Below are 24,088 nucleotides of genomic sequence, written 5' to 3'. Positions count from 1 at the left end.
TATTCCCGAGTCGAGTGATTCCGCGCGACCGGGAAGGGTCAGAGCTGGACGGCGGCGGCAGGCAGGAGGCCGAACTCGACCAGCTCGGCGTCGGTGAGGAGGCGGCTGCGGATCATGAAGCGCTTGCCCTCGGGCGCCTCGACGCTGAAGCCGCTCCCCCGCCCGTCGACCAGGTCGACGGTGAGGTGGGTGTGCTTCCAGTACTCGAACTGCGTCCGCGACATGTAGAACTCGATCGGCTCGAGCCCGTCGACGTGCAGCGTCTCGACGAGCACGTCGGACGCTCCCGTGCGGAACATCCCGACCGGGAAGCACATCGGCGAGCTGCCGTCGCAGCACCCGCCGGACTGGTGGAACATCAGCGGGCCGTGCAGCTCGCTCATCCTCCGCAGCATGCCGGCTGCCGCCTCGGTCACGTCGACGCGCGTGCTGTCCATGGGCGGTGTCCTCTCGGGGATGTGGTGTCTGGCGGGGTGGGTCTCGATACGCCCGCTGCGCGGGCTACTCGACCAGCATGTTCGCGTGAAGTGCGAAGCGGAGCGAGGGGTGCGTGCTGCCGCAGCTGCGGGAGGACGTGGGTCTCGATACGCCCGCTGCGCGCGCTACTCGACCAGCATGCTCAGCAAGGGAGAGCGCGGAGCGCGAATCCGCGTGCCAGCGGATTCGCGGAGCGCGACGCTCCCCGCTCCACTCGGCGCGACCACCTCGGAAAGCCGACCGCGGCGGTGATGACGAGCGGAGCGAGGAATCGCCGCAAGACGGCTCAAAAGAAGCCCATGGGCCCTTCCGCGTAGCTGACGAGGAGGTTCTTCGTCTGCTGGTAGTGGTCGAGCATCATCTTGTGGTTCTCGCGGCCGATGCCGGACTGCTTGTAGCCGCCGAAGGCCGCGTGGGCGGGGTACTGGTGGTAGGTGTTGGACCAGACGCGGCCGGCCTCGATGGCGCGGCCGGCGCGGTAGAGCTGGGCGCCGTTGCGGCTCCAGACTCCGGCGCCGAGGCCGTAGAGGGTGTCGTTGGCGATGGCGATGCCGTCGTCGAAGTCCTCGAAGGAGGTGAGGGCGAGGACGGGGCCGAAGATCTCCTCCTGGAAGATGCGCATGGAGTTGCGCCCCTCGAAGACCGTCGGGTTGACGTAGTAGCCGCCGCTGAGCTCGCCGCCGAGGTCGGCGCGGTCACCGCCGATGAGCAGCTTCGCGCCCTCCTGCTTGCCGATGTCCATGTAGGAGAGGATCTTCTCCAGCTGGTCGTTGGAGGCCTGGGCGCCGATCATCGTCGAGACGTCGAGCGGGTTGCCCTGCTTGATCCGGCCGACGCGCTCCAGTCCGTCGCCGACGAAGTCGTCGTAGATGGACTTCTGCACGAGGGCGCGGGAGGGGCAGGTGCAGACCTCGCCCTGGTTGAGGGCGAAGAACGAGAAGCCCTCGAGCGCCTTGTCGTAGAAGGAGTCGCGCTCGGCGGCCACGTCGGCGAAGAACACGTTGGGGCTCTTGCCGCCGAGCTCGAGGGTGACCGGGATGAGGTTCTCGCTCGCGTACTGCATGATCAGGCGGCCTGTGGTCGTCTCGCCGGTGAAGGCGATCTTGCGGATCCGCGGGTGCGAGGCGAGCGGGGCGCCGGCCTCGATCCCGAAGCCGTTGACGATGTTGAGGACGCCGGCGGGCAGCAGGTCGTGGATCAGGTCCATCAGGACGTGGATCGACGCGGGGGTCTGCTCGGCCGGCTTGAGGACGATGCAGTTGCCGGCGGCGAGCGCCGGGGCGAGCTTCCACACGGCCATCAGGATCGGGAAGTTCCAGGGGATGATCTGGCCGACCACGCCGAGCGGCTCGTGGAAGTGGTACGCGATGGTGTCGTGGTCGATCTCGGAGACGCCGCCCTCCTGGGCGCGCAGGGCGCCGGCGAAGTAGCGGAAGTGGTCGATCGCGAGGGGGATGTCGGCGGCGAGGGTCTCGCGCACCGGCTTGCCGTTCTCCCAGGTCTCGGCGACCGCGAGCAGCTCGAGGTTCGCCTCCATCCGGTCGGCGATGCGCAGCAGGACGTTCGCGCGCTCGGCGGGGCTGGTCTTCCCCCAGCTCGGGAACGCCTTCCAGCCGGCCTCGACCGCGCGGTCGATGTCCTCGGCGGTGCCGCGGGCGATCTCGCAGAAGGGCTTCCCGGTGATCGGGGTGATGTTCTCGAAGTACTGGCCCTTCGCGGGGGCGACGTACTCGCCTCCGATGAAGTGGTCGTATCGGGAGCGGAACGAGGCGACGGATCCCTCCGTGCCCGGGTTGGCGTAGACCGTGGACTCCGGTTCCTTCGGTGCCTGGTCGGCTACCGGGTCGGCGTACAGCGTCATGTGGACCTCCATCGACGTCGTTGTCGGGTGAGTGCGGGGTGTCGCGCTCGGTCCGACCGTACGTCGCGGGAGGTTGCACGCCGTTGCACGGCCGCGCGGAGACGGAGGCGGTGGCCGAGCGCGGGTCAGCGCTGCTCGGCCTCGAGCTCCTCGAGGTGCGCGACGATGCCGGCGCGGCGGGGCGAGCGGCGCGGCAGGATCCGCAGCAGCTCGGCCCAGACCTCCGCGTCGTCGTGGCCGTCGGGCCCGTGCGCGTAGGCGAGCAGCGTCTCGGCGGCAGCGCTGGTGAGCACGGTGGCGCGGACGCGGGCGCGCAGCTCGTCGGCGATCGCGCGGATGCCGGGGGCCTCGGAGCCGGGCAGCGGGGCGCCGGCGTAGGCGTCGAGGGCGAGCCGGTGCGCGCCGCGATCGAGCAGGCCGACCACCTGGCGCGCGTCGAGGTCGACCGGACTGGCGAGGCGGTACGGGCGCGAGAGCGGCACCAGCCTCGGAAGGCGCGGCTCGAGGATCCGGCGCAGGCGCACCATCTCGGCGCGCACGGTGACCACCGCGTCCTCCCGCCCGTAGAGCAGCTGGGCGAGCGCCTCGGCGGACAGCCCCGCGCGGTGCCAGGCGAGGAGGGTGAGGATCTCGGCGTGCCGGGTGGAGAGCTCGAGCTCGACGCCGTCGGCGGTGACGACGCCGGTCTCGCGGCCGAGGACGCGCAGGCTCGGCGCGCGGGCCGCCACGGGCCGAGGTGGCGAGCGGCGGGGTTGCGCGCGGCGCGGGCGCTGCAGCCGCTGCACCATCAGCTGGCTCTCGACGGCCGCCGCGGTCGCCTCCATCAGCGGAAGGGTCTGCGGGGCGACGACCTCGGCGCCGCCGGTGATGTCGATCACCCCGAGGATCTCGTGGGTCTCGGGGTCGTGGATCGGCACCGCGGTGCAGCTCCACGGGTGGACGAGGGAGGCGAAGTGCTCGGCGCCGTGGATCTGCACGCCGTGGTCGAGGACGAGGGCGGTGCCGGGAGCGGAGGTGCCGACGTCGGGCTCGGCCCAGGCCGCGCCCTCGACGAAGAGCATCCGCTCGGCGGAGCTCTTCAGCGCCTGATCGCCGTCGATCCAGAGCAGCCGCCCGAGGGCGTCGCCGACCGCGACGAGCACGCCGCTGTCCTCGTCGGCGTCGCGGACGAGGAGGCGCCGGATGACGGGCAGCACCGAGGCGAGCGGGTGGCCCATCCGGTAGTCGCGCAGCTCGTCGCTCGAGAAGGACAGCGGCGCGGTGAGGCGCTCGGGGTCGAGGCGGTGGCGGCGTGCCCGCTCCCAGGACGCCTCGACCAGCGGGCGGCGGCGACCGCTGCCGGGCAGGGCGAGCCAGGGGTTGGTCATCGGATCCGCCCCCTCGTCGTCGATTGGTGAGGCGCTCAGGCGCCGCGGCAGGGCAGAGGCTACTCCGCGAGGCTCGACGGCGCCTCAGGCGCGACGACCTCGGACCTCCTGCGGCGCGCACTCCCCCGGCGCGCGGGCAGTGCCAGGAGCAGCACGGCGAGCACCAGGACGGCGATGCCGGCGACCGCGTCGGACGTCAGCCGCTCGCCGAGCAGGGCGACGCCGAGGAGGGTCGCGGTGGCGGGCTCGACGAGGGTGAGCGTCGAGACCGTGGCGGCGGGCAGGAGGCGCAAGCCCCGCGCGAAGAAGGTGTAGGCGACTGCGACGGTCACCACGCCGAGCCAGAGCACGGCGGGGAGGGAGCCGGCGAGGCGTCCGGGGTCACCCGCGAGCAGGACCGGCAGCGCGAGCAGCGCGGCGGTGCCGAACTGGGCGCCCATCGCGGCGGCCGGGCTGAAGCCGCGCTCGAGCAGCAGCTTGCCGCAGACCGCGTAGAGCGCGTAGGCGGCGCCGGCCCCGGCCGAGCCGGCGAGACCGAGCACGGAGACTCCGCCCGCGGCGCCACCGGTCAGCAGGCCGGCGAGCAGCACGACGCCGACCGCGGCGAGCGCGGTCGAGACGAACCAGCGCGGGCTCGCGGCGGAGCGCAGCAGGAGCCACTCGAGCAGTCCGGTGAAGGCGGGGGCGGAGCCGAGCGCGACGATCGTGCCGACCGCGACGCCGTTCTCGGCGGTGCCGGTGAAGAAGGCGGGCTGGTACGCGGCGACGCCGGCCGCGCCGAGGAGGACGAGCAGCACCGTCGAGACGCTCGGCCTCCGGGCGGCGCGGCGGGGAGCGCGCGCCGTCTCGACGCCGAGCAGGGCGGCCAGCAGCGCCCCGCCGAGCACGATCCGGGCGGCGCCGAGCAGCAGCGGATCGACGCCCTCCGCGCCGAGCGACTGCGCGGTGCCGGTGGTGCCGAAGCAGACCGCGGCGAGGAGGATCGCGGCGACCGCGGACCCGCGAGACCCCATCTCCGCCCCGTCCCGCGGCCGGGCGGCGCGCGGGCTCCAGTCTGGCAGCGGCGGACCTTCCGCCGTTCAGGTTCCGGGCCCAGGATGGCGGTACGGTCGAGGCGAAGGCGGGTGGAGCATGGGCATCGCGGAACCGTTCGACGTGGAGAGCTACCGTCGCAGCGCGCACGGCAGCCTCCGCGACCACTTCTCGATCCGCGAGTTCGAGGAGGCGCCGCTGGATCGCGAGGCGATCGTCGCGTCCGCCTACCTCCGCGCTCTCGAGCACGCGGCCGTCGTGCGGGTGCTGCCGCTCGCGCGGGCGCACCCCGATCCGCGGGTGCGGTCGTTCGCGACGACCTGGGCCGCCGAGCGGCACCGGATCGCGGACGCGCTCGGCGAGGTGCTGGCGGCCTCGCCGCGGATCCGCGGTGTCGAGACCGGCCCGGCCGAGCCCGTGGTCAGGAGCCGGGTGCTGCGCGACCGCTCGTCCCGGCTGCTCGCAGGGCCCATCGCCCTCGCGCTGGCGGTCGACGCGCAGATCGCCCTGCACGCCTACCGCCGCCTCGCGCGGCTGTCGCTGCACCCCGAGATGGAGCGCCTCGCCGAGACCGTCGCCGCGATCCTCGAGCGGCACGCCGACTTCTTCGGCGAGCTCGCCGGAGACGCGATCGGCCGGCCGCTGCGCCGCCGGATCGTCGCCGCCGCCGTGCTCGCCTCCGTGCGGCTGCCGGTCGGCGAGGCGGCGCTGCCCGAGGAGCTCGCCCGCGAGGGACGCGAGCTGGTCTTCGGCCGCGACGACGGCGGGCTCGACGGGATCGACGCGGGCGTCGTCGCGCTCTACGCGCTGCCCTGCACGGCGGCGCGGCGGCTGCTGCGACCGCATCGCACGCTGCCGCTGCGCGCGGCGGTGCAGGCGGGGCGCGTCGGCGCCGACGTGGTCGCGGGGGTGCGGGAGCTGCGGCTGCTGGTCGCGGACTGAGCCGGCGGCGACCCTGAGCGCCGCGCTTCTCGAGGACGCCCTCCGCGCTACGCGGATTCCCGCTGGACGAGGCTCACGGGCAGGATCCGCTGCCGGTCGACCTCGCGTCCCTGCAGGACGGCGACGACGGTCTCGGCGGCGATGCGGCCCATCTCCGCGAGGGGCTGGCGGATCGTCGTGATCGGCGGGTCCGTCGTGGTCGCGATGACGACGTCGTCGAAGCCCACGACCGAGACGTCCGTCGGCACGCGCCGCCCCGCGGCCCGGAGGACGTGGATCGCGCCGTGCGCCATCAGATCGGAGGAGGCGAAGATCCCGTCGAGATCGGGGTAGCGCTGCAGGAGGCGCACCATCGCGGTCACGCCGCTCTCGACCGTGAACGCACCGTGCGCGAGGGGCGCGTAGTCGATGCCCAGGTGCTCCAGTTCGTCGCGCCAGCCGCGCAGCCGCTCACGGGCGGGCTTCATGTCGTGGGGGCCCGTGATGATGCCGAGTCGCCGACGGCCGGACTCGGCCAGCACTCGTGCGGCGAGCCTCCCTCCCCCGTAGTTGTCCGCATCGATCACGAGCGCGTCGTCCGCGAGGGCGACCCGCGGCCGTCCCACCCAGGCGATCGGCGCGGGAGAGTCGGCCAGCTCCTGGGTCACCTGGGTCATCTCGTTCTGCAGGATCACGATGGCCCCGTCGACCGCGCGCGTGCGGAGAAGCCGGGCGACGCGGCCTCTGTCGTCGTAGTCCGCGGGCAGCAGGACCGGCTGGACCCCCTGCGCGTGCAGGCTCGCCGCGGCGCCCTTCAGGACCGCCGTGAGGATCGTCCCGGGCAGGCGGTCGAGATCCTCGAAGGCGACGATCAGCGCGATCGAGCCCGCGCGTCCCCCGCGCAGCATGCGCGCGGCGCCGTTCGCCTCGTAGCCCAGCTGCTTCGCGGCACGCTCCACGGCGGCGGTCATGCCGGCGTCGACGTTGGTCCGGCCCGCGAGCACGCGCGCGGCGGTCGCACGGGACACCCCCGCGATGCGCGCGACGTCCACCAGTGTCGGTTCAGCCATCGCCTGTCCTTCTGTCGAGGAGGAGCGGCCGCCACGGCGTCGCGGGAGCGCCACGAGTCACCGTCCCGTGCTCCGAAGACACAGGATGTCAGAGTTCGGTCCGCGCACTGCCGGCTGCGATCGGGGGCTTGCGGGCGCAGCGGGACGCGGTCCGCGTGATGCCGGAGTCCCGAGCCGCCGAAACACCCGTGTCACCTGCCTGGGGTACGGTGACCGCCGGGGTTCACGAGGAGACGCATGCACAGGGCAGGACGGCTGGCACGGCGCCTCGGCGTCGGCGCCCTCGCCGCGCTCGTGCTGGTGGTCGGCGCCGGGATCCCCGTCTACGTGCTGCCCGCGATCGATCCGGTGCCGGAGCACGCCGACGCGGTCCTCGTCCTCGGGCCGCCCACCCGCGCGCGCACCGAGCTCGGCCGCGACCTCGTCGAGGCGGGAGTGGCCGACACCCTGGTGATCTCGGTCTGGGCCTCGGATCTGGCCGCGGCTCCCGGCGAGAACGACGTCGTGGCCTGCGACGAGCCGGACATGGACGTGATCTGCTTCACCGCCGAGCCCGGGACCACCCAGGGCGAGGCGCGCGCCCTCGCTGACGACGCGCGGGCGGACCACTGGGACAGCGTCGTCGTCATCACGCAGACCCCCCACATCGCCCGGGCGCGCCTGCTGCTCGGCCGCTGCTTCGACGGCGAGCTGTCGATGGTGTCCTCCGGCGAGCCGTACACCTTCGGCGACTGGGCCTACGAGTACGTCTACCAGACCGGCGCGTTCGTGAAGGCGCTCGCGGACCCGGCCTGCTGACCGGACCCGCGCCGGCCCGGGACGCTCAGCCGAGCAGCTCGCGCACGTCCTCCGCGGTGATGCCGCCGGTCGCCGCCGCGCCGTCGTCGGACATGACGGCCGCGAACAGGGCGGCCTTCGCCTCCTTGAGCGCCATCACCTTCTCCTCGATGGTGTCCTTCGCGACGAGCCGGTAGACCATCACCGAGCGGGTCTGGCCGATGCGGTGCGCGCGGTCGACGGCCTGCGACTCCGTCGCCGGGTTCCACCACGGGTCGAGCAGGATGCAGTAGTCGGCCTCGGTGAGGTTGAGACCGAAGCCGCCCGCCTTCAGCGAGATGAGGAAGACGCCCGCCTCGCCGGAGCGGAAGCGGTCGATGACCTCGTCGCGCTTCTTGGTGGCGCCGTCGAGGTAGGCGTACTCGACGCCGGCCGCGTCGAGCCGGCCGCGCACCCGGCCGAGGAAGCGGGTGAACTGGCTGAAGACCAGCACCCGGTGCCCCTCGGCGAGCGCGTCGGCGAGGAGCTCGTCGAGCAGGTCGAGCTTGGTCGACGGCACCGTGGCGTGCGCCTCGTCGACCAGGGCCGCGTCGAGCGCGACCTGGCGGAGCACGGTGAGGGCGCGGAAGATCGCGAAGCGGTTCTTCTCGAAGTCGCCGATCAGCCCGAGCACCCGCTGCCGCTCGCGGGCGAGGTAGGTGTCGTAGACCTTGCGCTGGCGGGTGCCGAGCTCGACCTCGATGGTCTGCTCCTGCTTGGGCGGCAGCTCCGTCGCGACGAGCTCCTTGGTGCGGCGGAGCATCAGCGGGCGGATGCGGCGGCGCAGCTGGCTGAGGCGCTCGGTGTCGGCGTCGCGCTCGATCGGCTTCTGGTAGTACTCGGCGAAGCCGGCCGGCGAGGGGAAGAGGCCCGGAGCGACGATCGACAGCAGCGACCAGAGCTCCATCACGTTGTTCTCCATCGGCGTGCCCGTGATGGCGAGCTTGAACGGCACGTCGAGGCGCCGCGCGAGCTGGTGGGTGGCCGACTGGCGGTTCTTGACGAACTGCGCCTCGTCGAGCAGGAAGCCGGACCACTGGATCCCGGCGTAGGACTCGTAGTCGAGGCGGAAGAGGGCGTAGGAGGTGACGACCAGCTCGGCCTCGCCGATCATCGTCGACAGCGCCTTGCGCTTCTTCTTCGAGGTCTCGTCGATGCCGACCACGCGCAGGTCGGGGGCGAAGCGCTTGGCCTCGCCGACCCAGTTGGGCACGACGCTCGTCGGGGCGACGACGAGGAACGGGCGGGGCGAGGTGCCGGCGCTCGCGGCGGCCGCGCGCTGCTCCTGCATCACCCGGGTGACGAGCGCGAGCGACTGCACGGTCTTGCCGAGACCCATGTCGTCGGCGAGGACGCCGCCGAGCTGGTTGTCGTAGAGGAACGACAGCCAGTCGTAGCCGAGCTGCTGGTAGGGCCGCAGCTCGACGGCGAAGCCCTCGGGGAGGGCGCGGGACTCGAGGGCGCCGGTCGCGGTGAAGCCGGAGAGGCCCTCGACCGAGCGGCGCCAGGCGGCGGCCTGCGCCTCGACGACGCCGAGCTCGACCAGCTCGTCCCAGAGCGAGGACTGGAAGCGGCTGATCCGGAGCGTCTCGCTCGGGTCGTCGGAGAGCTCGCGCGCCTCGGCGATCAGCTCGCGGAGGCGGCCGAAGCGCTCGTCGTCCAGCGCGAAGTAGACGCCGCTCGGCAGCACCATGTACTCGTCGCCGCGGGCCAGTGCGAGGAAGATCTCGGCGAGCGGGACCGCCTCCTCGTTGACCGTGACCGAGATCTCGAGGTTGAACCAGTCGCGGCTGTCCGGCTGGGCGACCGTCTGCACGGCGACGACCGGAGCGGTCTCGGCCTCGCGGTACTCGACGCGCTGGCCGATCTCCTCGATCTCGACGGTGCCGAGCTCGCGCAGGCGCTCGACCTCGCCGGTGAGGAAGCCGACGGTCTGCATGCCGCGCAGATCGAAGGTGGGGCGGAGGCGGCGGCTCGACGGCGAGACCAGGGCGGGCGTCGACTCCGGGTCGATGCCGGCGCCGCCGAGCGAGTCGAGGATCCGCTGCTCGGCCTCGGCGTCGCGGTAGCCGGACTCGTCGTCCAGGCGCAGCGGGAGGCGCTCGGCCTCGGTGCCGCGGCCGCCCTCGATGCCGTAGCGCCACCACCAGGAGCCACGGAGTCCCGCGCCCTCGGTGTGCTCGAGGGTGAGGCCGAGCCGCGGCTCGGGGACGGGCGGCGCCTCGAAGGAGCCGTCGCGCGAGACGATGTCGAAGAGGCGGTGCAGGCGCTGGTAGTGCTCGGTGAGGAACGCCGACTCCTCCTGCTCCGGGATGCGGATCGGCTCGTTGCTCCAGAGGAAGGTCCGGGCGGAGGAGACCAGCGGCGCCGCGAACGGCACGAGCGTGACGGCCTTGCCGCGCAGCTCGTCGCCCTCGTCCCAGGTGTAGAGGCCGACGGCGGGGTCGCCGATGAAGCCGAAGTGCTCGGGCGCCGGGTGGTCGCCGATCGCGACGAGCGAGCGCAGCTCTAGGCCGGCCGGGGTGCGGGTGACGTCGATGGACGCCGTGGCAGTGGTGTCCAGGATCTTCAGCGGGGTCTGGTCGCGGTCGCCCATGACCAGGCCGATGCCGGCGCGGACGGCGCCGTGCAGGGCCGCCCAGATCGCCTCGCTCCGGCACTGGTCGAGGTAGAGCCAGGTGTCGGGCGAGTAGTAGCTGGAGGCGCTGTGCCCGGAGAGCAGGCCCTGCATCTCGCGGACGACGTCGATCTGGCGCTCGTCGTAGTCGTGGCTGTAGTGCAGGTAGCCGAGGTCGCGCCAGCTGGTGCCGGTGCGGACCCAGCGGTCGCGGTCGCCCATCCGCACCGGGCGGACGCCGAGGCGCGGGCGCGGCTCGGGCGGCGGACGGTAGCTGTTGTAGCGGCCGGGCGGGCGGCGGACGGGCTCGCCGGGGAGGAGCTCGAACTGGAGGCCGAGCGGGATGCCGGAGTGCGAGCGCTCGGCGCCGGCGAGCAGCGGCGCGAGGGCGCTGCGCCACTCCGGGACCGCGTCGACGGCGGCCTCGCCGGGGAACGGGCCGCTCAGGGCGCCCTCGCGCTCGCGGCGCAGCGCCTCGATCAGGACGGCGGCGACGTGCTTGCACTCGTGCTTGACCGGGCAGCTGCAGGCGCCGCCGAGGAGGATCGAGTGGTCGCCCTCGTCGCGCAGCTGCACGCTCACGGCGTAGGGCGAGCGGCCGGAGCCGCGGACCTGGCCGAAGAGCCGGGTGCGCCCGCCGAACCACTGCAGCTCGGCGACGCGGCCCTCGTCGGCGTAGGCGACGCCCTTGTCGAGGGCGGCGGTGCCGACGAGTCCCCGGATGTCCTGCTCGCTGAAGGGTTCGCGGCCCTCGGCCCCGGGCGCGGCCGAGGGGGGCAGCACCTCTTCGGGGGGACTCTGGCGGGCCATGGACCTCACGCTCTCCGCGCACCGACCGGAGCGCATCCGTCCATTCAACCCGATTCCGGAGGCGCCGGGAGCCGCGGGGCGGGATCCGCGCCCTCCGCGCCCGCTCCTACGATGGACGGATGCCCCGCCTGTCGATCGTCTCGGCGCACACCTCGCCCCTCGAGCAGCCCTCGACCGGCGACGCCGGCGGGATGAACGTGTACCTCGCCGGGGTGCTGCCCGAGCTCGCGGCGCTCGGCTGGGAGGTCACCGTGCTCACCCGCGGCGAGGGCGTGCGGCGGCTCGCGCCGGGGGTCTCGGTGGTCGGCGTGCCGGTCGAGGCGGCGGACAAGTACGCGCTGGCCGCCTCCGCGCCGGCGTTCGCCGCGGCCGCCGAGGGTGCGGACGTCGTGCACTCGCACTACTGGGTGTCGGGGCTGGCGGGGGCGCTGACCGGCGCTCCGCACGTGCACTCGATGCACTCGAACTCGCTGGCGAAGAACGTGCGGCTGGTGCCGGGCGACGTGCGGGAGCCGGAGGAGCGGATCCGCGCCGAGCGCTCGGTGCTGGGCTCGGCGGACGCGGTGGTGGTCGCGGGGGCGTCGGAGCGGTGGGACGTCGTGGACGGCTACGGGGTGGATCCGGCGCGCGTGCTGGTCGTGCCGCCGGGGGTGGATGCGCGGTTCTCGCCGGGGGCGGGCGAGCGCGCGCGGGAGATCGTGCTGCTCGGGCGGGTGCAGCCGCTGAAGGGGCAGCTGCTGGCGGTGCAGGCGCTGGCGCGGATCCCGGTGGGCGAGCGGCCGCTGCTGCGGCTGGCGGGCGGGCCGGCGCCGGGACGCGAGGGGTACCTGGAGGACGTGCGCGCGGCGGCGCGGGAGCTCGGCGTGGCCGAGTGGGTGCGCTTCGAGGGCGTGGCCGACCGGGAGACGGCGGCGGCGCTGCTGCGGGGGGCGCGGCTCGCGCTGGTTCCGTCGGCGGCGGAGACGTTCGGGCTGATCGCGCTCGAGGCGGCGGCGAGTGCGACGCCGGTGCTCGCGCGGCGGACGACCGGGCTGGTCGACGCGGTGCGCGACGGCGAGAGCGGCGTGCTGATCGACTCCGGCGACCCGGCGGTGTGGGCGGCGGAGATCCGCCGGCTGCTCGCCGACGACGCCGAGCGCGCGCGCCTCGGCCGCGGCGGCTCGCAGTGGGCGGCGGCCCACACCTGGGCGGCCGCGGCGGCGCGCCTGGACGCGCTGTACCGCGGGCTGCTGCGGGGGCGCTGACGCCGACATGCTGATCGAGCAGCCCTCGCAGAGGGCGTACGCACCATGCTGATCGAGTAGCCCTCGCAGAGGGCGTATCGAGATCCGGCGTCGCTCGGTGGGCGGGTCTCGATACGCCGCGATGCGGCTACTCGACCAACATAGGGGCGCCGCTCCGCGGCTCCGCAGGCGGCTAGTCGGCGATGGCCGGGGTGCCCGGGTCGAAGTGGGCGCCGCGGGTGGAGCGGTACCAGGGGGCGAGGCGGTCGGGCGAGACGGCGACCATGGCGGCACCGGTGAACCCGGCGTCGTTGCCGAAGCGGGCGGAGACGATCTCGGTGCCGAGGTCGAGGAAGCGGGCGAACTCGTCGAAGACGTGCGCCGCCGCTCCGCCGATCACGAAGAGCTGCGGCGAGAGCAGCATCTCGAGGTGCCGGTAGTAGACGTTGAGGCGGCCCGCCCACTCCTCGAGCGTGATGCCCTCGCGGCGGACGGCGGAGAAGCCGACGCGCGGCTCGAAGTCGGGACCGTCGATGTGCACGTGGCCGAGCTCGGAGTTCGGGATAACCTCGCCCTCGTAGACCAGCGCGGTGCCGATCCCGGTGCCGAGCGTGGTGAGCAGGCAGAGGCCCTCGCGGTCGCGCATGGCGCCGAACTCGCGCTCGGCGACCCCTGCGGCGTCCGCGTCGTTGACGACGACGACGTCGACGCCGGTCGCCTCGGACAGCAGGGCCTGCGCGTCGATCCCGACCCAGCGCTGCGAGACGTGGGTGGTCTGCCGCACGATGCCGCCGCGGACGATGCCGGGGAAGCCGACGCCGACGGGGGTGCCGGCGATCGGCGAGACGTCGCGGACGATGCCGGCGATGGCCGCGGCGAAGTCCTCGGGCTCCTTGCCGACCGGGTTCGCGACGGCGAAGCGGCGGGCGGCGCGCTCGCCGGTGGTCACGTCGACGAGGGAGGCCTTGATCGAGGTGCCGCCGATGTCGACGCCGACGGCGAAGCGCGGGAGGAGGCCGTCCTGGGGCTGGGTCACGGATGCTCCGTCTGGGAAGTGGTGGCGAGGGCTGACCTCGGGCTCGCGGGAACGCGGACGGCTCGCCGGATCACAGGATCCCGACGAGCATTGGACGAGTCTACGAGCCGGAGGTCCGAGCGGGCTCGGAGGTGGCGTCGAGGCCGTCCAGGAGGTAGGCGATCACCGGCTCGTAGAGGTGCACGGCGAGACCGTCGTCGATCGGGACGACCACCTCGATCGTGCCCTGCGCCTCGGCGACGAAGACGGCGGGGTCGTTGCAGTCGGCGATCGCGATCGTCGGGAGGCCGCGCCGCCCGGAGGCGCCCGCCCAGCCGTGGTCGGCGACGACGAGGTCGGGGCGGATGCCGAGCGCCTCGAGCTCGTCGAGGAGGGCGTTCATCGGCTCGGCCGAGTGGGTGTGCTGGAGGCTGCCGCCGCGGTAGGCGCAGGTGACGCCGCCCGTGCACCAGAGCCGCTGGTGCTCGTCGGCCAGAGTGACTCGGATGCCGTCGGGGCGGGCGAACGGGAGGGCGTTCACGTCGATCACGCGGGCGCCCGCCGCCGTCGCGGCCGCGGCGAGCCGGCGGTAGACGTCCAGCAGGGTCGCAGGGTGCGCGGTGGCGAAGAGGATCAGCGCGCCCTCGCGCACGGCGCGGGCGAAGCGGTCGCGATAGGCGTCGAGCGCGGCGACGGTGAGGGCGGCGTCGATCCGGTCCTGGCCGTGCTCGAACGCGGGGTCGGTGCTGATGCCGACCCGCTGCCCCATCAGCGCGAGCAGGCTCTCGACGTCCCAGTGCTCGGCGACGTCGACGCCGTAGAGGTGGGCGGGCTCGCGGGCGGCCAGGCGGCGGAGGTTGCCGAGGTTGCTCGCGCGGCCGGTGAGGACGGCGCCGGTGAGGAGTGACTCGTCGAGGAGCGCGGCGAGCGCGGCGGCGGACAGCGGCATGCGGAGGGGCCTTCCGGTGGGGGGTCCCTCGAGCGTAGTTCGAAACCCGTGCTTGACGAGTGACAGTCGCCGATATATCGTTACTACATCGCCGACAGATCGTGAGCACTCGCTCCGACGGGCGAGACGGATTTCGAGAGGAATCCCCAGACACGAGAAGAGACACCATGAACACCAGGAACTCCTTCCACGACCACAGCGACCGCTTCGACCGCTCGCACGGCGACCACGACCACGGCCGCGGCGGCCATGACCAGCCCGGCCGCCGCGAGCGCCGCGGCCCCGGCGGACACGGCCGCGGCTTCGGTCCCGGCTTCGGCTTCGGCCCGGGCTTCGGCGGCTTCGGCCCCGGCTTCGGCGGCCCCGGCTTCGGCCGCGGCGGCGGACGGGCTCGTCGCGGCGACGTCCGCGCCGCCCTGCTCTCCCTCCTCGCCGAGAAGTCCTCGAACGGCTACGGCCTGATCAAGGCGATCGCCGAGAAGACCAACGGCTCGTGGCGCCCCAGCCCCGGCTCGGTCTACCCCACGCTCCAGCAGCTCGTCGACGAGGGCCTCATCACGGCCGTCGGCGAGGGCCGCGGCACCGAGTACCAGCTCACCGACGCGGGCGGCACCTACGTGCGCGAGCACGCCGACGAGCTCGCCGCCGCTTGGGAGGCCACTCCCGGAGCGAGCGACGCGGACCGCGAGTTCGTCGAGAACATCGGCAAGCTGATGGGCGTCGTCCAGCAGTTCCGCGGGGCCTCGGAGGCGCAGCGCGCCGCCGCCTCCGCGAAGCTCGACGAGACGCGCCGCGCGCTGTACCTGATCCTCGCCGACTGACGAGGCTCGGCCGCCGGTGGATCTCGATACGCCCGCGGAGCGGGCTACTCGATCAGCAGGAAGGGGGCGCGGTCCTGCGGTGGCGGCGACCACTGCGGGTCGAGCAGGCCCGTCTCATGCTGGTCGAGTAGCCCCGCAGGGGCGTATCGAGACCCGGCGTTGTCAGAAGGGCGGGTCTGCAGACTCGACTTCTAGCGGTGGTGGATCTCGATACGCCCGCTGCGCGGGCTACTCGATCGACATGGAAGCGATCAGCATGAAGGCACGCCCGCGGAGCGGGCCGCTCCACCAGCAGGCGTGACGACGGACGCCCCTCGCGCACTCGCGCGGGGGGCGTTCGGCGTGTCAGCGGTAGGAGGCGGCCAGGCGGGCGAGGCCCTCGTCGAGGGTGACCGCCGGCGTCCAGTGCAGGTCGGCGCGGGTCGCGCGCTGGTCGAACCAGTGCGCGGTCGAGAGCTGCTCGGCGAGGAAGCGCGTCATCGGCGGCTCGTCCTCGCCCGGGCGCACCGCCCAGACGCGCTCGACGAGCGAGCCGGCGGCGCGCGCGACGCCCGCGGGCACCGACCAGCTCGGCGGCTGCACGCCGGCGGCGCGGCAGATCCCGGCGAGCAGCTCGGCGACCGGCCGGGGCTCGCCGTTGGTGACGACGTACGCGCGTCCGTGTACCGCCTCCGCCCGCCCGAGCGCGGCGATGATCGCCGAGGCGGCGTTGTCGATGTAGGTGGAGTCGATGAGCGCCTGGCCGTCGCCGAGCAGCGGCAGCCGGCCGGTGCGGGCGCGCTCGACGATGCGCGCCACGAGCTGCGTGTCGCCCGGCCCCCAGACCAGGTGCGGGCGGACCGCGACCACGGCGAAGCCCGGCGCATCCGCGGCCAGCGCGAGCAGCTCGGCCCGCGCCTTGGTGCGGGCGTAGTCGCCGCGGGCGCGCTCGGGATCGGCGGGCTCGGCGCCCTCGCCGATGATCGAGGCGCCGGAGTGCGCGACCGACGGCGACGACACCTGGACGAAGCTCCGAACGCCGGCCTGCGCGGCGGCCGCCAGCAGATCCCGGGTCCCGTCGACGTTCACCCGGACGAAGTCGGCGGGATCGCCCGCGAGCGACACTTTCGCTGCGAGGTGCACCACGCCCTCGCAGCCCTCGACCGCGGCCTCGACGGCGCCCGAGTCGGCCAGCGAGCCGCGGACGTCCTCCACCCCGCTCACTCCCGAGGGGCGGCGCTGGAAGGTGCGGACCTCGTGCCCCGCCGCGACGAGCCCCGCCGCGACGGCGCCGCCGAGCAGCCCGCTCGCCCCGGTGACGAGGACCCTCACGGCGCGACCATCCGGCCGCCGGCGAGGATCGACTCCGCCCAGCGCGCGAGCGCGGCCCGGTCGATCTTGGAGTTGTGCCGGATGTCGGTCGGCAGCGCCGGCACGACGAGCACGGCCGCGACCGGTGCGCCCACGGCCGCGCGGACCTCGGCGGCGAGCTCCTCGGACGCGAGCTGCGTGCGGCGGGCACCCTCGTGCCGCTCGACGACGGCGACCAGTTGCGCGACTCCGCGGGGCCCGACGCCGACGATCGCGGCGCGGGAGACCGCGGCGACGCGCGCCTCGATCCGCTGCTCCGGCCCGACGGGCGTGACGACGCCCTCGGCGGTGACGATCACGTGCGGCAGCCGGCCCTCGACCCAGAGCCGGCCGTCGGCGTCGATCCGGCCGACGTCGCCGGTGCGGTGCCAGCGCTCGCCCGGGACGGCGCCGCGGCGCGCGGCGCGGTCGGTGAGCCAGAGCCGCTCGTAGTGGTCCTCGACGTGCCCGGCCGAGACGACGATCTCGCCCGTGACGCCGACCAGCTCGGCCGGCTCGGGAGCGGCCTGCCCGTCGTCGTCGAGCGGAGCGATCCGGAGGCGCACGCCCGCGGCCGGGACGCCGACGCAGACTCCCCCGCGCGGATCGTCGTCCGCGGCGGCCGCGCGGATGCCCTCGAGCGACGCGTCGGTCAGCAGCAGGCCCTCCGTCATCCCGTAGGGCGTGCGGGCCGAGGCGTTCGGCATCAGCGCCTGGGCCTGCCCGAGCAGCCCCTCGGCGACGGGGGCTCCGGCCGAGAGGAAGGTGCGGACGCCGGCGAGCGCGCGGTGATCGTCGGCGTCGAGGTCGCCCGCGGTGGCGACGACGTTGGCGAGCGCGGCGGGCGAGAGGAAGAGGACGGTCGCGTCGACGCGCGCCGCCGCCGCGGCCACGGCGCGCGTGGTGAGCGTCCGCGGCGAGGTGACGTCCATGTCCGGCGTCGCCGAGCGGGTGCCGAGTGCCGGGCCGAGCAGGGCGAACGGCGCGAAGCCGGCGACGAGTCCGGTGCCCGGTCCGATGCCGTACTGGCGCGCCAGGGCGTCGCGGACCCCGGCGAGCTGGCGATGCGTGTAGACGACGCCCTTCGCGGGGCCGGTCGAGCCGGAGGTGAAGAGGATCGCGGCGGTCGCGTCGGCCGCGGGCGCCTCGCCGAGCGCGTCGGCGGAGGCGTCGAGCTCCGCGCGGCCGAGCTCGATCAGCTGCCCGAGCGAGGTGTCGACGCCGAGCGTGCGGGCGGAGGCGCGCGGCAGGGTCTGCGTCGAGACTCGGCCGCCCGGCCAGCCGAGCGCGCGGGCGACGGCGAGCCCCGGCAGCGCGCCGACGACGAGGTCCGGCCAGGCGCCGCGGACGGCGCGGGTCAGCCCGCGCAGGCCCAGGCCCGCGTCGGCGACGACCACGACGGCCCCGATCCGGAGGCAGGCGTAGAGCAGGGCGGTGAGATCGGCGCCGGGCGGCACGAGCAGCGAGACGCGGTCGCCCGGGGCGACGCCCGAGGCGCGGAGCCCCGCGGCCAGCTCGCGGACCCGCTGCGAGAGCAGCCGCCAGGACACGGAGCGCGGTCCGCCTCCGCCGGGCGGCGCCATCTCGACCAGCGCGAGCGAGTCGTCCTCGACGCGCTCGTCGAGGTGCCGCCAGAGCGGCTCGATCGGCACGGTCGGGCGGTGCACGTCGGGCGCCTGGACGCCGGCGGCGACGTCGCCGAGCCAGGTCAGCACCGCGGCGGAGTAGTCGACGTCCTCCGCGAGCAGGTGGCCGGTGCCCTCGAAGCGGTGCACCTGCGCGTGCGGGAGGCGGTCGACGAGGTCGTCGAGGTAGCGGTCCGAGAAGATCGGGTCCAGCGGGCCCCAGAGCAGCAGCGCGGGCGTCTCCAGCGCGCGGACGCCCGCTGCGATCCGCTCCAGCTCGGCGTGGCTCGGGTGCGCGGGGCCGACCGGGATGTCGGCGACGAACCCGCCGACCCCGCCCCGTCGCTCCGCCGAGCGGTAGGGGGCGCGGTAGCCGGCCTTGACGGCGGCCGGGATCGCCGGGTGCCCGAGAGCGAGCGTCGTCTCGAGGAACGCGGGCGTGCCGACGGTCGAGGCGCCGAGGACGCCGGAGGCGAGCGCGAGCCGCAGCGGCGCGGGGATCGGCGCGTCGGCCGGCTGGTGGATCGCCGTGTTGAGCAGCATCGTGCCGCGCAGGAGCTCGGGGTGGTCGACCGCCCAGCCGAGCGAGACGACTCCGCCCCAGTCGTGGCCGAGGGTGACGACGTCGGTCAGGCCGAGCACGTCGGTGAGGTTCGAGAGCTCGCGCACGCGGTCGGCGAGGGCGTGCAGCTCGCCGGTGCGCTCGGAGAAGCCCATCTCGAGCTGGTCGACGGCGACGACGCGCCAGGCCGGCTCGCCGCGGCGGGCGGCCCCGACGGTGGCGGCGGCGAGGGCGCGCCAGAGGTAGGACCAGGTCGGGTTGCCGTGCACGCAGAGGATCGTGCCGAGCGGCTCGACGCCGCCCAGCGCCTCGTGCGTGTCGAGCAGGTGCCAGCGGCGCGGGACGCCGTGCGCATCGGGCGCGTCGACGAGGCGCGACCAGGACGGATCGAGGCCGTCCAGTCCCGCCGGCGGCAGCTCCGCCGCCGAGGTCGAGCCGAGTGCGCGGCGCATCCTGGCGGCCGGGTGCCGGCCGGCGGCGGCGCTCACCAGGCGATCTCGAGCATCGCGGTGTTGATGCCGGAGCCGACGCCCAGCAGCAGGACGCGGTGGCCCGGCTCGAGGGTCTTCGACTCCTGCGCGAGGGTGATCGGGATCGACGCGGGGCCGACGTTGCCGAGGGTCGGGTAGGTGGTGGGCACCAGCTCGGGGTCGATGCCGACGGCCTTCACGAAGGCGTTGGTGTGCACGTCCGACACCTGATGCATGATGTAGCGGTCCATCCCGCCCCAGCTCCAGTCGCGCTTCGCCTCCTTCCAGGCGGAGACGACGAGCTCCATGCCGCCCTTGAGCAGCGCCTTCGCGTCGGTGAACATCCCGTCGACGCTGCCGACGCAGAGCTCGTTGAACTGGGTGGCCGCGCGGGTGATGCCGCCGAGGATCCGGTGGCCCTTGGGGTGCTCGTCGGCCGGGCCGAGGATGGCGGCCGCGGCGCCGGACCCGAGGGTCAGGCTCGCGAACTCGCTCATGAAGTCCTTGCGCTTGATGCCCTCGCGGCTGAGGCGCTCGATCGTGTTGACCTGGATCTCGTCGGCGTCCTCGCCGTCGATGATCATCGCGTACTTGATCTGGCCGGAGTCGATCAGCTGGGCCGCGAGCGTCATGCCGTTGACGAAGCCGAGGCAGGCGTTCGCGATGTCGAAGTTGATCGCGGAGGACGGCAGGCCGAGCCCGTGGTGCAGGCGCACGGCGACCGAGGGCTCGAGGTGCTTGCGGGTGACCGAGGTGTTGATGATCAGCCCGATCTGGTCGGGCCGGATGCCGGCCTCGGCCAGGGCGCGCTTGCCCGCCTCGATCGCGGCGCCGTCGAAGCCCTGCTCGGGGCCCCAGTTGCGGCGCTCCTGCACGCCGGCGACGCGCTGGAGGAGTCCGGTGGGGAGTCGCAGCCGCTTCAGCGCCGGCGCCAGTCGCGCGTCGATCTCTTCCGACGTGGTCACCCGGGGGGCCATCGTGGTAGCGACGGACAGCAATGCGACGTTGCGGTGCGTGGTCGTTGCGTTTCCGTCCAACGGAACTCCCTATCGAGTTGTCGATCTCGGCATGTGCCCCCGTGATTTTACGCTGTCGTTCACCCGACGCTTGCTGGACGCGGGCTGGACGGCGGCGACATGCACACTCCGGGGGCCTGCTGCGCGCTCTGGCGCGGAATCGCGGGCGTTCTCGCGGGTGCTCTCCGGGTGGCCACAGGCGACCCTCCGGTGTCAACCACCCGGCGCTCGGCGCACCTCCGGCTCGCGGAAACGGCTTCGGCTCGCAGGAGCAGCCGGATTCCATGAGCCGGACCTGAGATCGCGAGCCGGACGTGACGGCCGCCGAGCTCCGGCTCGCGGAAACTGCTCCGGCTCGCCGAAACAGGCGGATCCGACGAGCCGTAGCCGAAACCGCGAGCCGGAGGTCCGGGCCACCGACGTTCGGCTCGCGATATCAGCCTCGGCTCGCCGGAACAGCCGCGTTTCGCGAGCCGAGGCCGGAATCACGAGCCGGAGGTCCGGGTCGCCGACATTCGGCTCGCGAAAACCGCCTCGGCGCGTCGGAACTGGCGGATCCCACGAGCCGTGACCGAAAGTGCGAGCCGGAGGCCCGGGTCACCGACGTTCGGCTCGCGGAAACAGCTTGGGCTCGCCGGAACAGGCGGATCCCGCGAGCCGGGGCCGGGACCACGTGCCGGAGGTGGCGGCGGAGTTCCAGGCGGCCGAGCTTCGGCTCGCGGAAACCGCCTCGGCTCGTCGGAGTCCGCTGGTTTCGCGAGCCGGAGCCGGTTTCGCGAGCCGGAGATGCAGCGGAGGTGCGGGCGGAGGCGAGCAGGGAGGGAGGTGCGGACGACAGCCGCGGGCAGCGCGTGCCGCCTCAGGTGCCCATCGCCCAGGGCTCGCGGTCGCCACGGAGGCGGGCGGCGAGCGCCATCGCCTGCTCGTCGGTGAGGGTCGCCACGTAGTCGACGACGCCGCGGGCCCGGCCGAGGCGCTGGAGCGACTCCGCATCGACGCGCGGGCGGCCACGCTCGCCGGCCGGCAGCCACTCGGGGCGGTCGGCGCGGAGGCGGAAGTAGCCGTCGGTCGCCAGCTCGATCAGGTCGAGCAGCTTCTGCGGGGCGCGCGGGCCGTCGCGCGGATCGTCGAGCCAGGCGTCGAGGTGGGTGACCAGCGTCCCGAGCACCTGCGATTGACCGCGCTGGTAGGTCGCGAAGTCCGGCCGGTCGATGACGAAGCGGGTGTGCACGAACTTCAGAACGGCGACGTCGTGCCAGGCATCGGGGAGCAGCGTCAGGTGCCCCGAGCGCACGTTCGGCTCGGCGAGCACGAGCACCGAGCGCTGCAGCCGGCCGATCCAGGAGGAGACGAAGGACTCGATCGCCCGCTCGGTGCGGGTGGAGCCGTCGAAGGGGACGGCGAGCAGGCCCTCCACCAGCTCGGCCGAGACCCGCTCGACGGAGGAGCGGAAGTGCTCGTCGCTGGCGATCCACGGGTCGCGAGCCACCAGCCGGCGCCGCAGCATCTCCAGCGAGTGGCCGGGCGCCCGCGCCCACAGCTCGTCGGCGTCGAGGGCGGCCAGCGCGTTCTGCTCGCGGAGGAACGCGCGGAACTCCACGGCGACGGCCGCCTGCTGCAGCACGCCTGCGCGGTAGAAGTCGTCGAGGTCGTGCAGCGAGTAGGCGATGTCGTCGGCCACGTCCATCACCGAGCACTCGAGCGTCTGCTGCCACGGCGCGATCGCGGTGAAGCCGGTGCGGGAGTCGAGCAGGTCGTCGAGGTCGAGGGTGTAGGCCGAGAACTTGGGCGGCGCGGTCTCCCAGCGGCTGGCGGTCGAGCCGCGCGGCAGCTCGGTCGGGTCGGCGGTCTCGAGGTCCGGCCGGCAGACGGTGCGGCCCCACGGGTACTTGAGCACCGCGGCGCGCGAGGCGGCGGTGAGGTTCAGCCCCGCCTCGACCGTCTCGCAGACGTCGAGCTCGGAGAGGATCCGGAACGACTGCGCGTTGCCCTCGAAGCCCTCCTCGAGGCCGAGCTTCTCGCGGGCCAGGCGGTCGAGCGCCTGCTCGCCGAGGTGCCCGAACGGCGGGTGGCCGAGGTCGTGCGCGCTGGCCGCCGCCTGCACGACGACCGGGTCGCAGCCGCCGAGGCGCTCGACCAGCTCGCGCTGAGCGGTGTCGGTGGTGGTCAGCTGCATCGCGATCGCGCGGGCGACGGCGGTGACCTTGATCGAGTGCGTCAGCCGGTTGTGCACGACCTGGCCGACGCCGGAGGGCGAGATCACCTGCGTCACCGCGGAGAGCCGGGCGAAGTAGGGCGAGAACCGGATGCGCTCGAGGTCGACCCGGTACTCCGGGAACTCCTCGCCGGTGGCGAAGCGGTCGACGGGCTCCGGCGTGCGGCGGTCGCGGCGGGTGTCGTGCGCCCGGTCGTCCGCGTGCGCCCGGTCGTTCGCGGGGGGCAGTGCCGGTGTCGCCTCGTGCATGGGCCCACCCTACGGGCGGAGCTCGCCCGGCTCCCCGCGGCCCGGCTCGTCCCGCCCCGGCTCCTCGCGCTCGAGGCGACTGCGCGGCGCCACCGCGATCAGCACGGCGGCGGCGACCACCGCGCCGAGCACGTACGCGGCGATGTCCAGCCAGGAGAAGGTGCTGCCGACGACGAGCCGCAGCGGCGGCCACACCTCGACCAGTCGGGCGGCGGCCCCGATCGCCTGGAGCTGCTCCATCGCGATCGACCAGGCGAGGGCGATCCCCGCGGCGGTCACCGCCGGGATCCGCGGCAGCAGCACGCAGACCAGCAGGGCGACGAGCACGACGTAGAGGACGCTGCCGGCGAGGTCGGCGAGCAGGCCGGCCAGGAGGAAGCGCAGGGCGAGCCCGAGTGCGAGCGCGGCGATCGCGGCGAGCGCGAACGGCAGCCGGGCCCTCATCGGGCACCGTGCGCGCGGCGCACCCGGTCGAGGGCGAGGAGGAAGGTGCGGTCGTCGGCGACGGTCCAGCCGAGCGGCCCCGGGGAGGCGACCACGAGCGGCACCAGGACGCGGCGGCGCGCCCGCGCGGCGAGGGCGGCCGCGGAGGCGCGGGCCGCCTCGGACACCAGCCCCCGGAAGCCCTGACCCGCGGCGGCACCCCGCTCCGGTCGCGCCGCCGGCACGGCGAGCACGACGGCCCGGACGCGGAAGGCGCCGTGCGCGACCGTGCCGACCTCGACCGAGAGGACGTCGCTCCAGTCCGCGATGGCCAGGGCGTCGGCGCGCTCCCCGGCGAGCGCCGGTCCGTCCGCGCCGAGGGTGACGACGCCCGTGGCGTCCGGAGCGACGGCGGCGGCCGGGGCCCCGATCCGCCGCAGCGCCCGGTCGAACTCGCGGCCGCGCAGCAGCGCGACCCCGTCGGCGACCGCCGCGAACTCGGCCAGCCGCCGCCGGTTCGCCGGGGACGTCTGGCGCAGCTGCGCGGCGAGCGCGCCCCGCGCCCGGCGGGCCTCGGCCGGAGAGGTGATCAGCGCGGTCGGCTCGAAGCGGCGCCGCGGGGGCAGTGGATCGGAGGGCAGCGGCTGCGCGGAGGCGTGCGGCGGCGGGGCGCCCCAGTCGGGCGTCGGTGCGGCGGCCATGTCCCCTCCCCCGGAGCGCTCGGGACCGCGGCGCTCCTCCGTCGATTCTCCCGCCTTCCGCCTCCGCCTTGCCCGCGAGCGCGGACGGGCTTACGATGGGAGTACCCCCGGGGGGTATCCCTCCGCCGGGCCCCCGCCCCACGCAAGGAGAACAGCATGACCGCGCACCTCGATCTCGGACTCACCGCCAAGGGAGCCGCGGGCGGGTCCGGAGGCGGCTGCGGGTCGGGCGGCGCCTGCGCCTGCGGCGGTCACGACTCCGGCCACGCGTCCGGTCACGGCTCCGCCGCGGGCGGCGCCTCGGTGCAGAGCTTCGGCGTCGTCGGGATGACCTGCGAGCACTGCGTCCGCAGCGTCACCGAGGAGCTCGCCGCCTACCCCGAGGTCGACAGCATCGACATCTCCCTCCTCCCCGACGGCGTCTCCACCGTCACCGTCGGCTCCTCCCGTCCGCTCGGCCGCGAGGAGATCGCGGCCGCCGTCGCCGACGCCGGGTACCGCCTCGCGCCCCTGGCCTGA

19 protein-coding genes are annotated in these 24,088 nt (G+C 74.4%); 5 read left to right on the top strand and 14 right to left on the bottom strand.

What is annotated here, in order from left to right; translation table 11 throughout:
• Positions 1-38 precede the first annotated feature (38 nt).
• The 4 genes from MT355_RS01585 to MT355_RS01570 all read right to left on the bottom strand — a co-directional run bounded on the left by MT355_RS01585 (position 39) and on the right by MT355_RS01570 (position 4,718).
• Positions 39-437: a DUF779 domain-containing protein gene (locus tag MT355_RS01585; RefSeq protein WP_132437506.1), complete on the bottom strand. Its 399-nt coding sequence runs from the start codon at positions 435-437 to the stop codon at positions 39-41.
• A 326-nt stretch (positions 438-763) separates the two neighbouring features.
• A complete protein-coding gene (locus tag MT355_RS01580; protein WP_123736754.1) occupies positions 764-2,338 on the bottom strand; it encodes an aldehyde dehydrogenase family protein in 1,575 nt (524 codons plus the stop codon).
• A gap of 125 nt (positions 2,339-2,463) precedes the next feature.
• The gene (locus tag MT355_RS01575) at positions 2,464-3,705 is read right to left on the bottom strand and encodes a helix-turn-helix domain-containing protein (RefSeq protein ID WP_243598283.1); all 1,242 of its coding nucleotides are present in this window, start codon (positions 3,703-3,705) and stop codon (positions 2,464-2,466) included.
• Positions 3,706-3,764: 59 nt separating this feature from the next.
• Positions 3,765-4,718 carry an EamA family transporter gene (locus MT355_RS01570; RefSeq protein ID WP_243598282.1) on the bottom strand — a complete coding sequence of 318 codons (954 nt, stop codon included), beginning with the start codon at positions 4,716-4,718 and terminating at the stop codon, positions 3,765-3,767.
• A gap of 118 nt (positions 4,719-4,836) precedes the next feature.
• Between MT355_RS01570 and MT355_RS01565 the strand changes: the two genes are divergently transcribed.
• Positions 4,837-5,679, top strand: a complete 843-nt coding sequence (locus tag MT355_RS01565) for a ferritin-like domain-containing protein (RefSeq protein WP_243598281.1) — start codon at positions 4,837-4,839, stop codon at positions 5,677-5,679.
• A gap of 47 nt (positions 5,680-5,726) precedes the next feature.
• Here MT355_RS01565 and MT355_RS01560 read toward each other — a convergent pair whose 3' ends face one another.
• A complete protein-coding gene (locus MT355_RS01560) occupies positions 5,727-6,728 on the bottom strand; it encodes a LacI family DNA-binding transcriptional regulator (RefSeq protein ID WP_127887452.1) in 1,002 nt (333 codons plus the stop codon).
• A gap of 237 nt (positions 6,729-6,965) precedes the next feature.
• Between MT355_RS01560 and MT355_RS01555 the strand changes: the two genes are divergently transcribed.
• The gene (locus MT355_RS01555; protein WP_243598280.1) at positions 6,966-7,526 is read left to right on the top strand and encodes a YdcF family protein; all 561 of its coding nucleotides are present in this window, start codon (positions 6,966-6,968) and stop codon (positions 7,524-7,526) included.
• A 25-nt stretch (positions 7,527-7,551) separates the two neighbouring features.
• Here the strand turns inward: MT355_RS01555 and MT355_RS01550 are convergent, their stop codons facing one another.
• Positions 7,552-10,971 carry an SNF2-related protein gene (locus MT355_RS01550; RefSeq protein ID WP_127887454.1) on the bottom strand — a complete coding sequence of 1,140 codons (3,420 nt, stop codon included), beginning with the start codon at positions 10,969-10,971 and terminating at the stop codon, positions 7,552-7,554.
• 119 nt (positions 10,972-11,090) lie between these two features.
• Here MT355_RS01550 and MT355_RS01545 point away from each other — a divergent pair, with 119 nt between their 5' ends.
• A complete protein-coding gene (locus MT355_RS01545) occupies positions 11,091-12,215 on the top strand; it encodes a glycosyltransferase (protein ID WP_243598279.1) in 1,125 nt (374 codons plus the stop codon).
• A 172-nt stretch (positions 12,216-12,387) separates the two neighbouring features.
• Here MT355_RS01545 and MT355_RS01540 read toward each other — a convergent pair whose 3' ends face one another.
• Complete coding sequence (locus tag MT355_RS01540) at positions 12,388-13,230, bottom strand: ROK family protein (protein ID WP_123446641.1); 843 nt, start codon at positions 13,228-13,230, stop codon at positions 12,388-12,390.
• A gap of 100 nt (positions 13,231-13,330) precedes the next feature.
• Positions 13,331-14,158 carry a phosphatase gene (locus tag MT355_RS01535; RefSeq protein WP_243598278.1) on the bottom strand — a complete coding sequence of 276 codons (828 nt, stop codon included), beginning with the start codon at positions 14,156-14,158 and terminating at the stop codon, positions 13,331-13,333.
• Between the two features lie 167 nt (positions 14,159-14,325).
• On the opposite strand from MT355_RS01535, the gene MT355_RS01530 reads away from it, so the two are divergent.
• On the top strand, positions 14,326-14,979 hold the full coding sequence (locus tag MT355_RS01530) for a PadR family transcriptional regulator (RefSeq protein ID WP_243598277.1): 654 nt from the start codon (positions 14,326-14,328) through the stop codon (positions 14,977-14,979).
• A 345-nt stretch (positions 14,980-15,324) separates the two neighbouring features.
• Here MT355_RS01530 and MT355_RS01525 read toward each other — a convergent pair whose 3' ends face one another.
• The 6 genes from MT355_RS01525 to MT355_RS01500 form a co-directional block, all read right to left on the bottom strand.
• A complete protein-coding gene (locus tag MT355_RS01525) occupies positions 15,325-16,290 on the bottom strand; it encodes an NAD(P)-dependent oxidoreductase (protein ID WP_243598276.1) in 966 nt (321 codons plus the stop codon).
• Positions 16,287-18,947: an alpha/beta fold hydrolase gene (locus tag MT355_RS01520; RefSeq protein WP_243598695.1), complete on the bottom strand. Its 2,661-nt coding sequence runs from the start codon at positions 18,945-18,947 to the stop codon at positions 16,287-16,289. The genes MT355_RS01525 and MT355_RS01520 overlap by 4 nt, the downstream gene beginning before the upstream one ends.
• 32 nt (positions 18,948-18,979) lie before the next feature.
• Entirely contained in the window at positions 18,980-19,942 is a 963-nt protein-coding gene (locus MT355_RS01515; RefSeq protein ID WP_372487889.1) for a 3-oxoacyl-ACP synthase III, read from the bottom strand.
• A gap of 898 nt (positions 19,943-20,840) precedes the next feature.
• Complete coding sequence (locus MT355_RS01510) at positions 20,841-22,445, bottom strand: deoxyguanosinetriphosphate triphosphohydrolase family protein (RefSeq protein WP_123446646.1); 1,605 nt, start codon at positions 22,443-22,445, stop codon at positions 20,841-20,843.
• Positions 22,446-22,454: 9 nt separating this feature from the next.
• Complete coding sequence (locus tag MT355_RS01505) at positions 22,455-22,889, bottom strand: DUF2809 domain-containing protein (protein ID WP_243598275.1); 435 nt, start codon at positions 22,887-22,889, stop codon at positions 22,455-22,457.
• Positions 22,886-23,569 (bottom strand): hypothetical protein, encoded by a 684-nt coding sequence (locus tag MT355_RS01500; RefSeq protein ID WP_243598274.1) that lies wholly within the window; start codon positions 23,567-23,569, stop codon positions 22,886-22,888. The genes MT355_RS01505 and MT355_RS01500 overlap by 4 nt, the downstream gene beginning before the upstream one ends.
• A 156-nt stretch (positions 23,570-23,725) precedes the next feature.
• Here MT355_RS01500 and MT355_RS01495 point away from each other — a divergent pair, with 156 nt between their 5' ends.
• Positions 23,726-24,088, top strand: coding sequence for a heavy-metal-associated domain-containing protein (locus tag MT355_RS01495; RefSeq protein ID WP_243598273.1), 363 nt, complete (start codon positions 23,726-23,728; stop codon positions 24,086-24,088).

The organism is Rathayibacter sp. VKM Ac-2929, assembly GCF_022815495.1.
Lineage (GTDB): Bacteria > Actinomycetota > Actinomycetes > Actinomycetales > Microbacteriaceae > Rathayibacter > Rathayibacter festucae.
The sequence above is the reverse complement of the archived record's forward strand: the minus strand, read 5'-3'. Positions and strand labels throughout refer to the sequence as shown.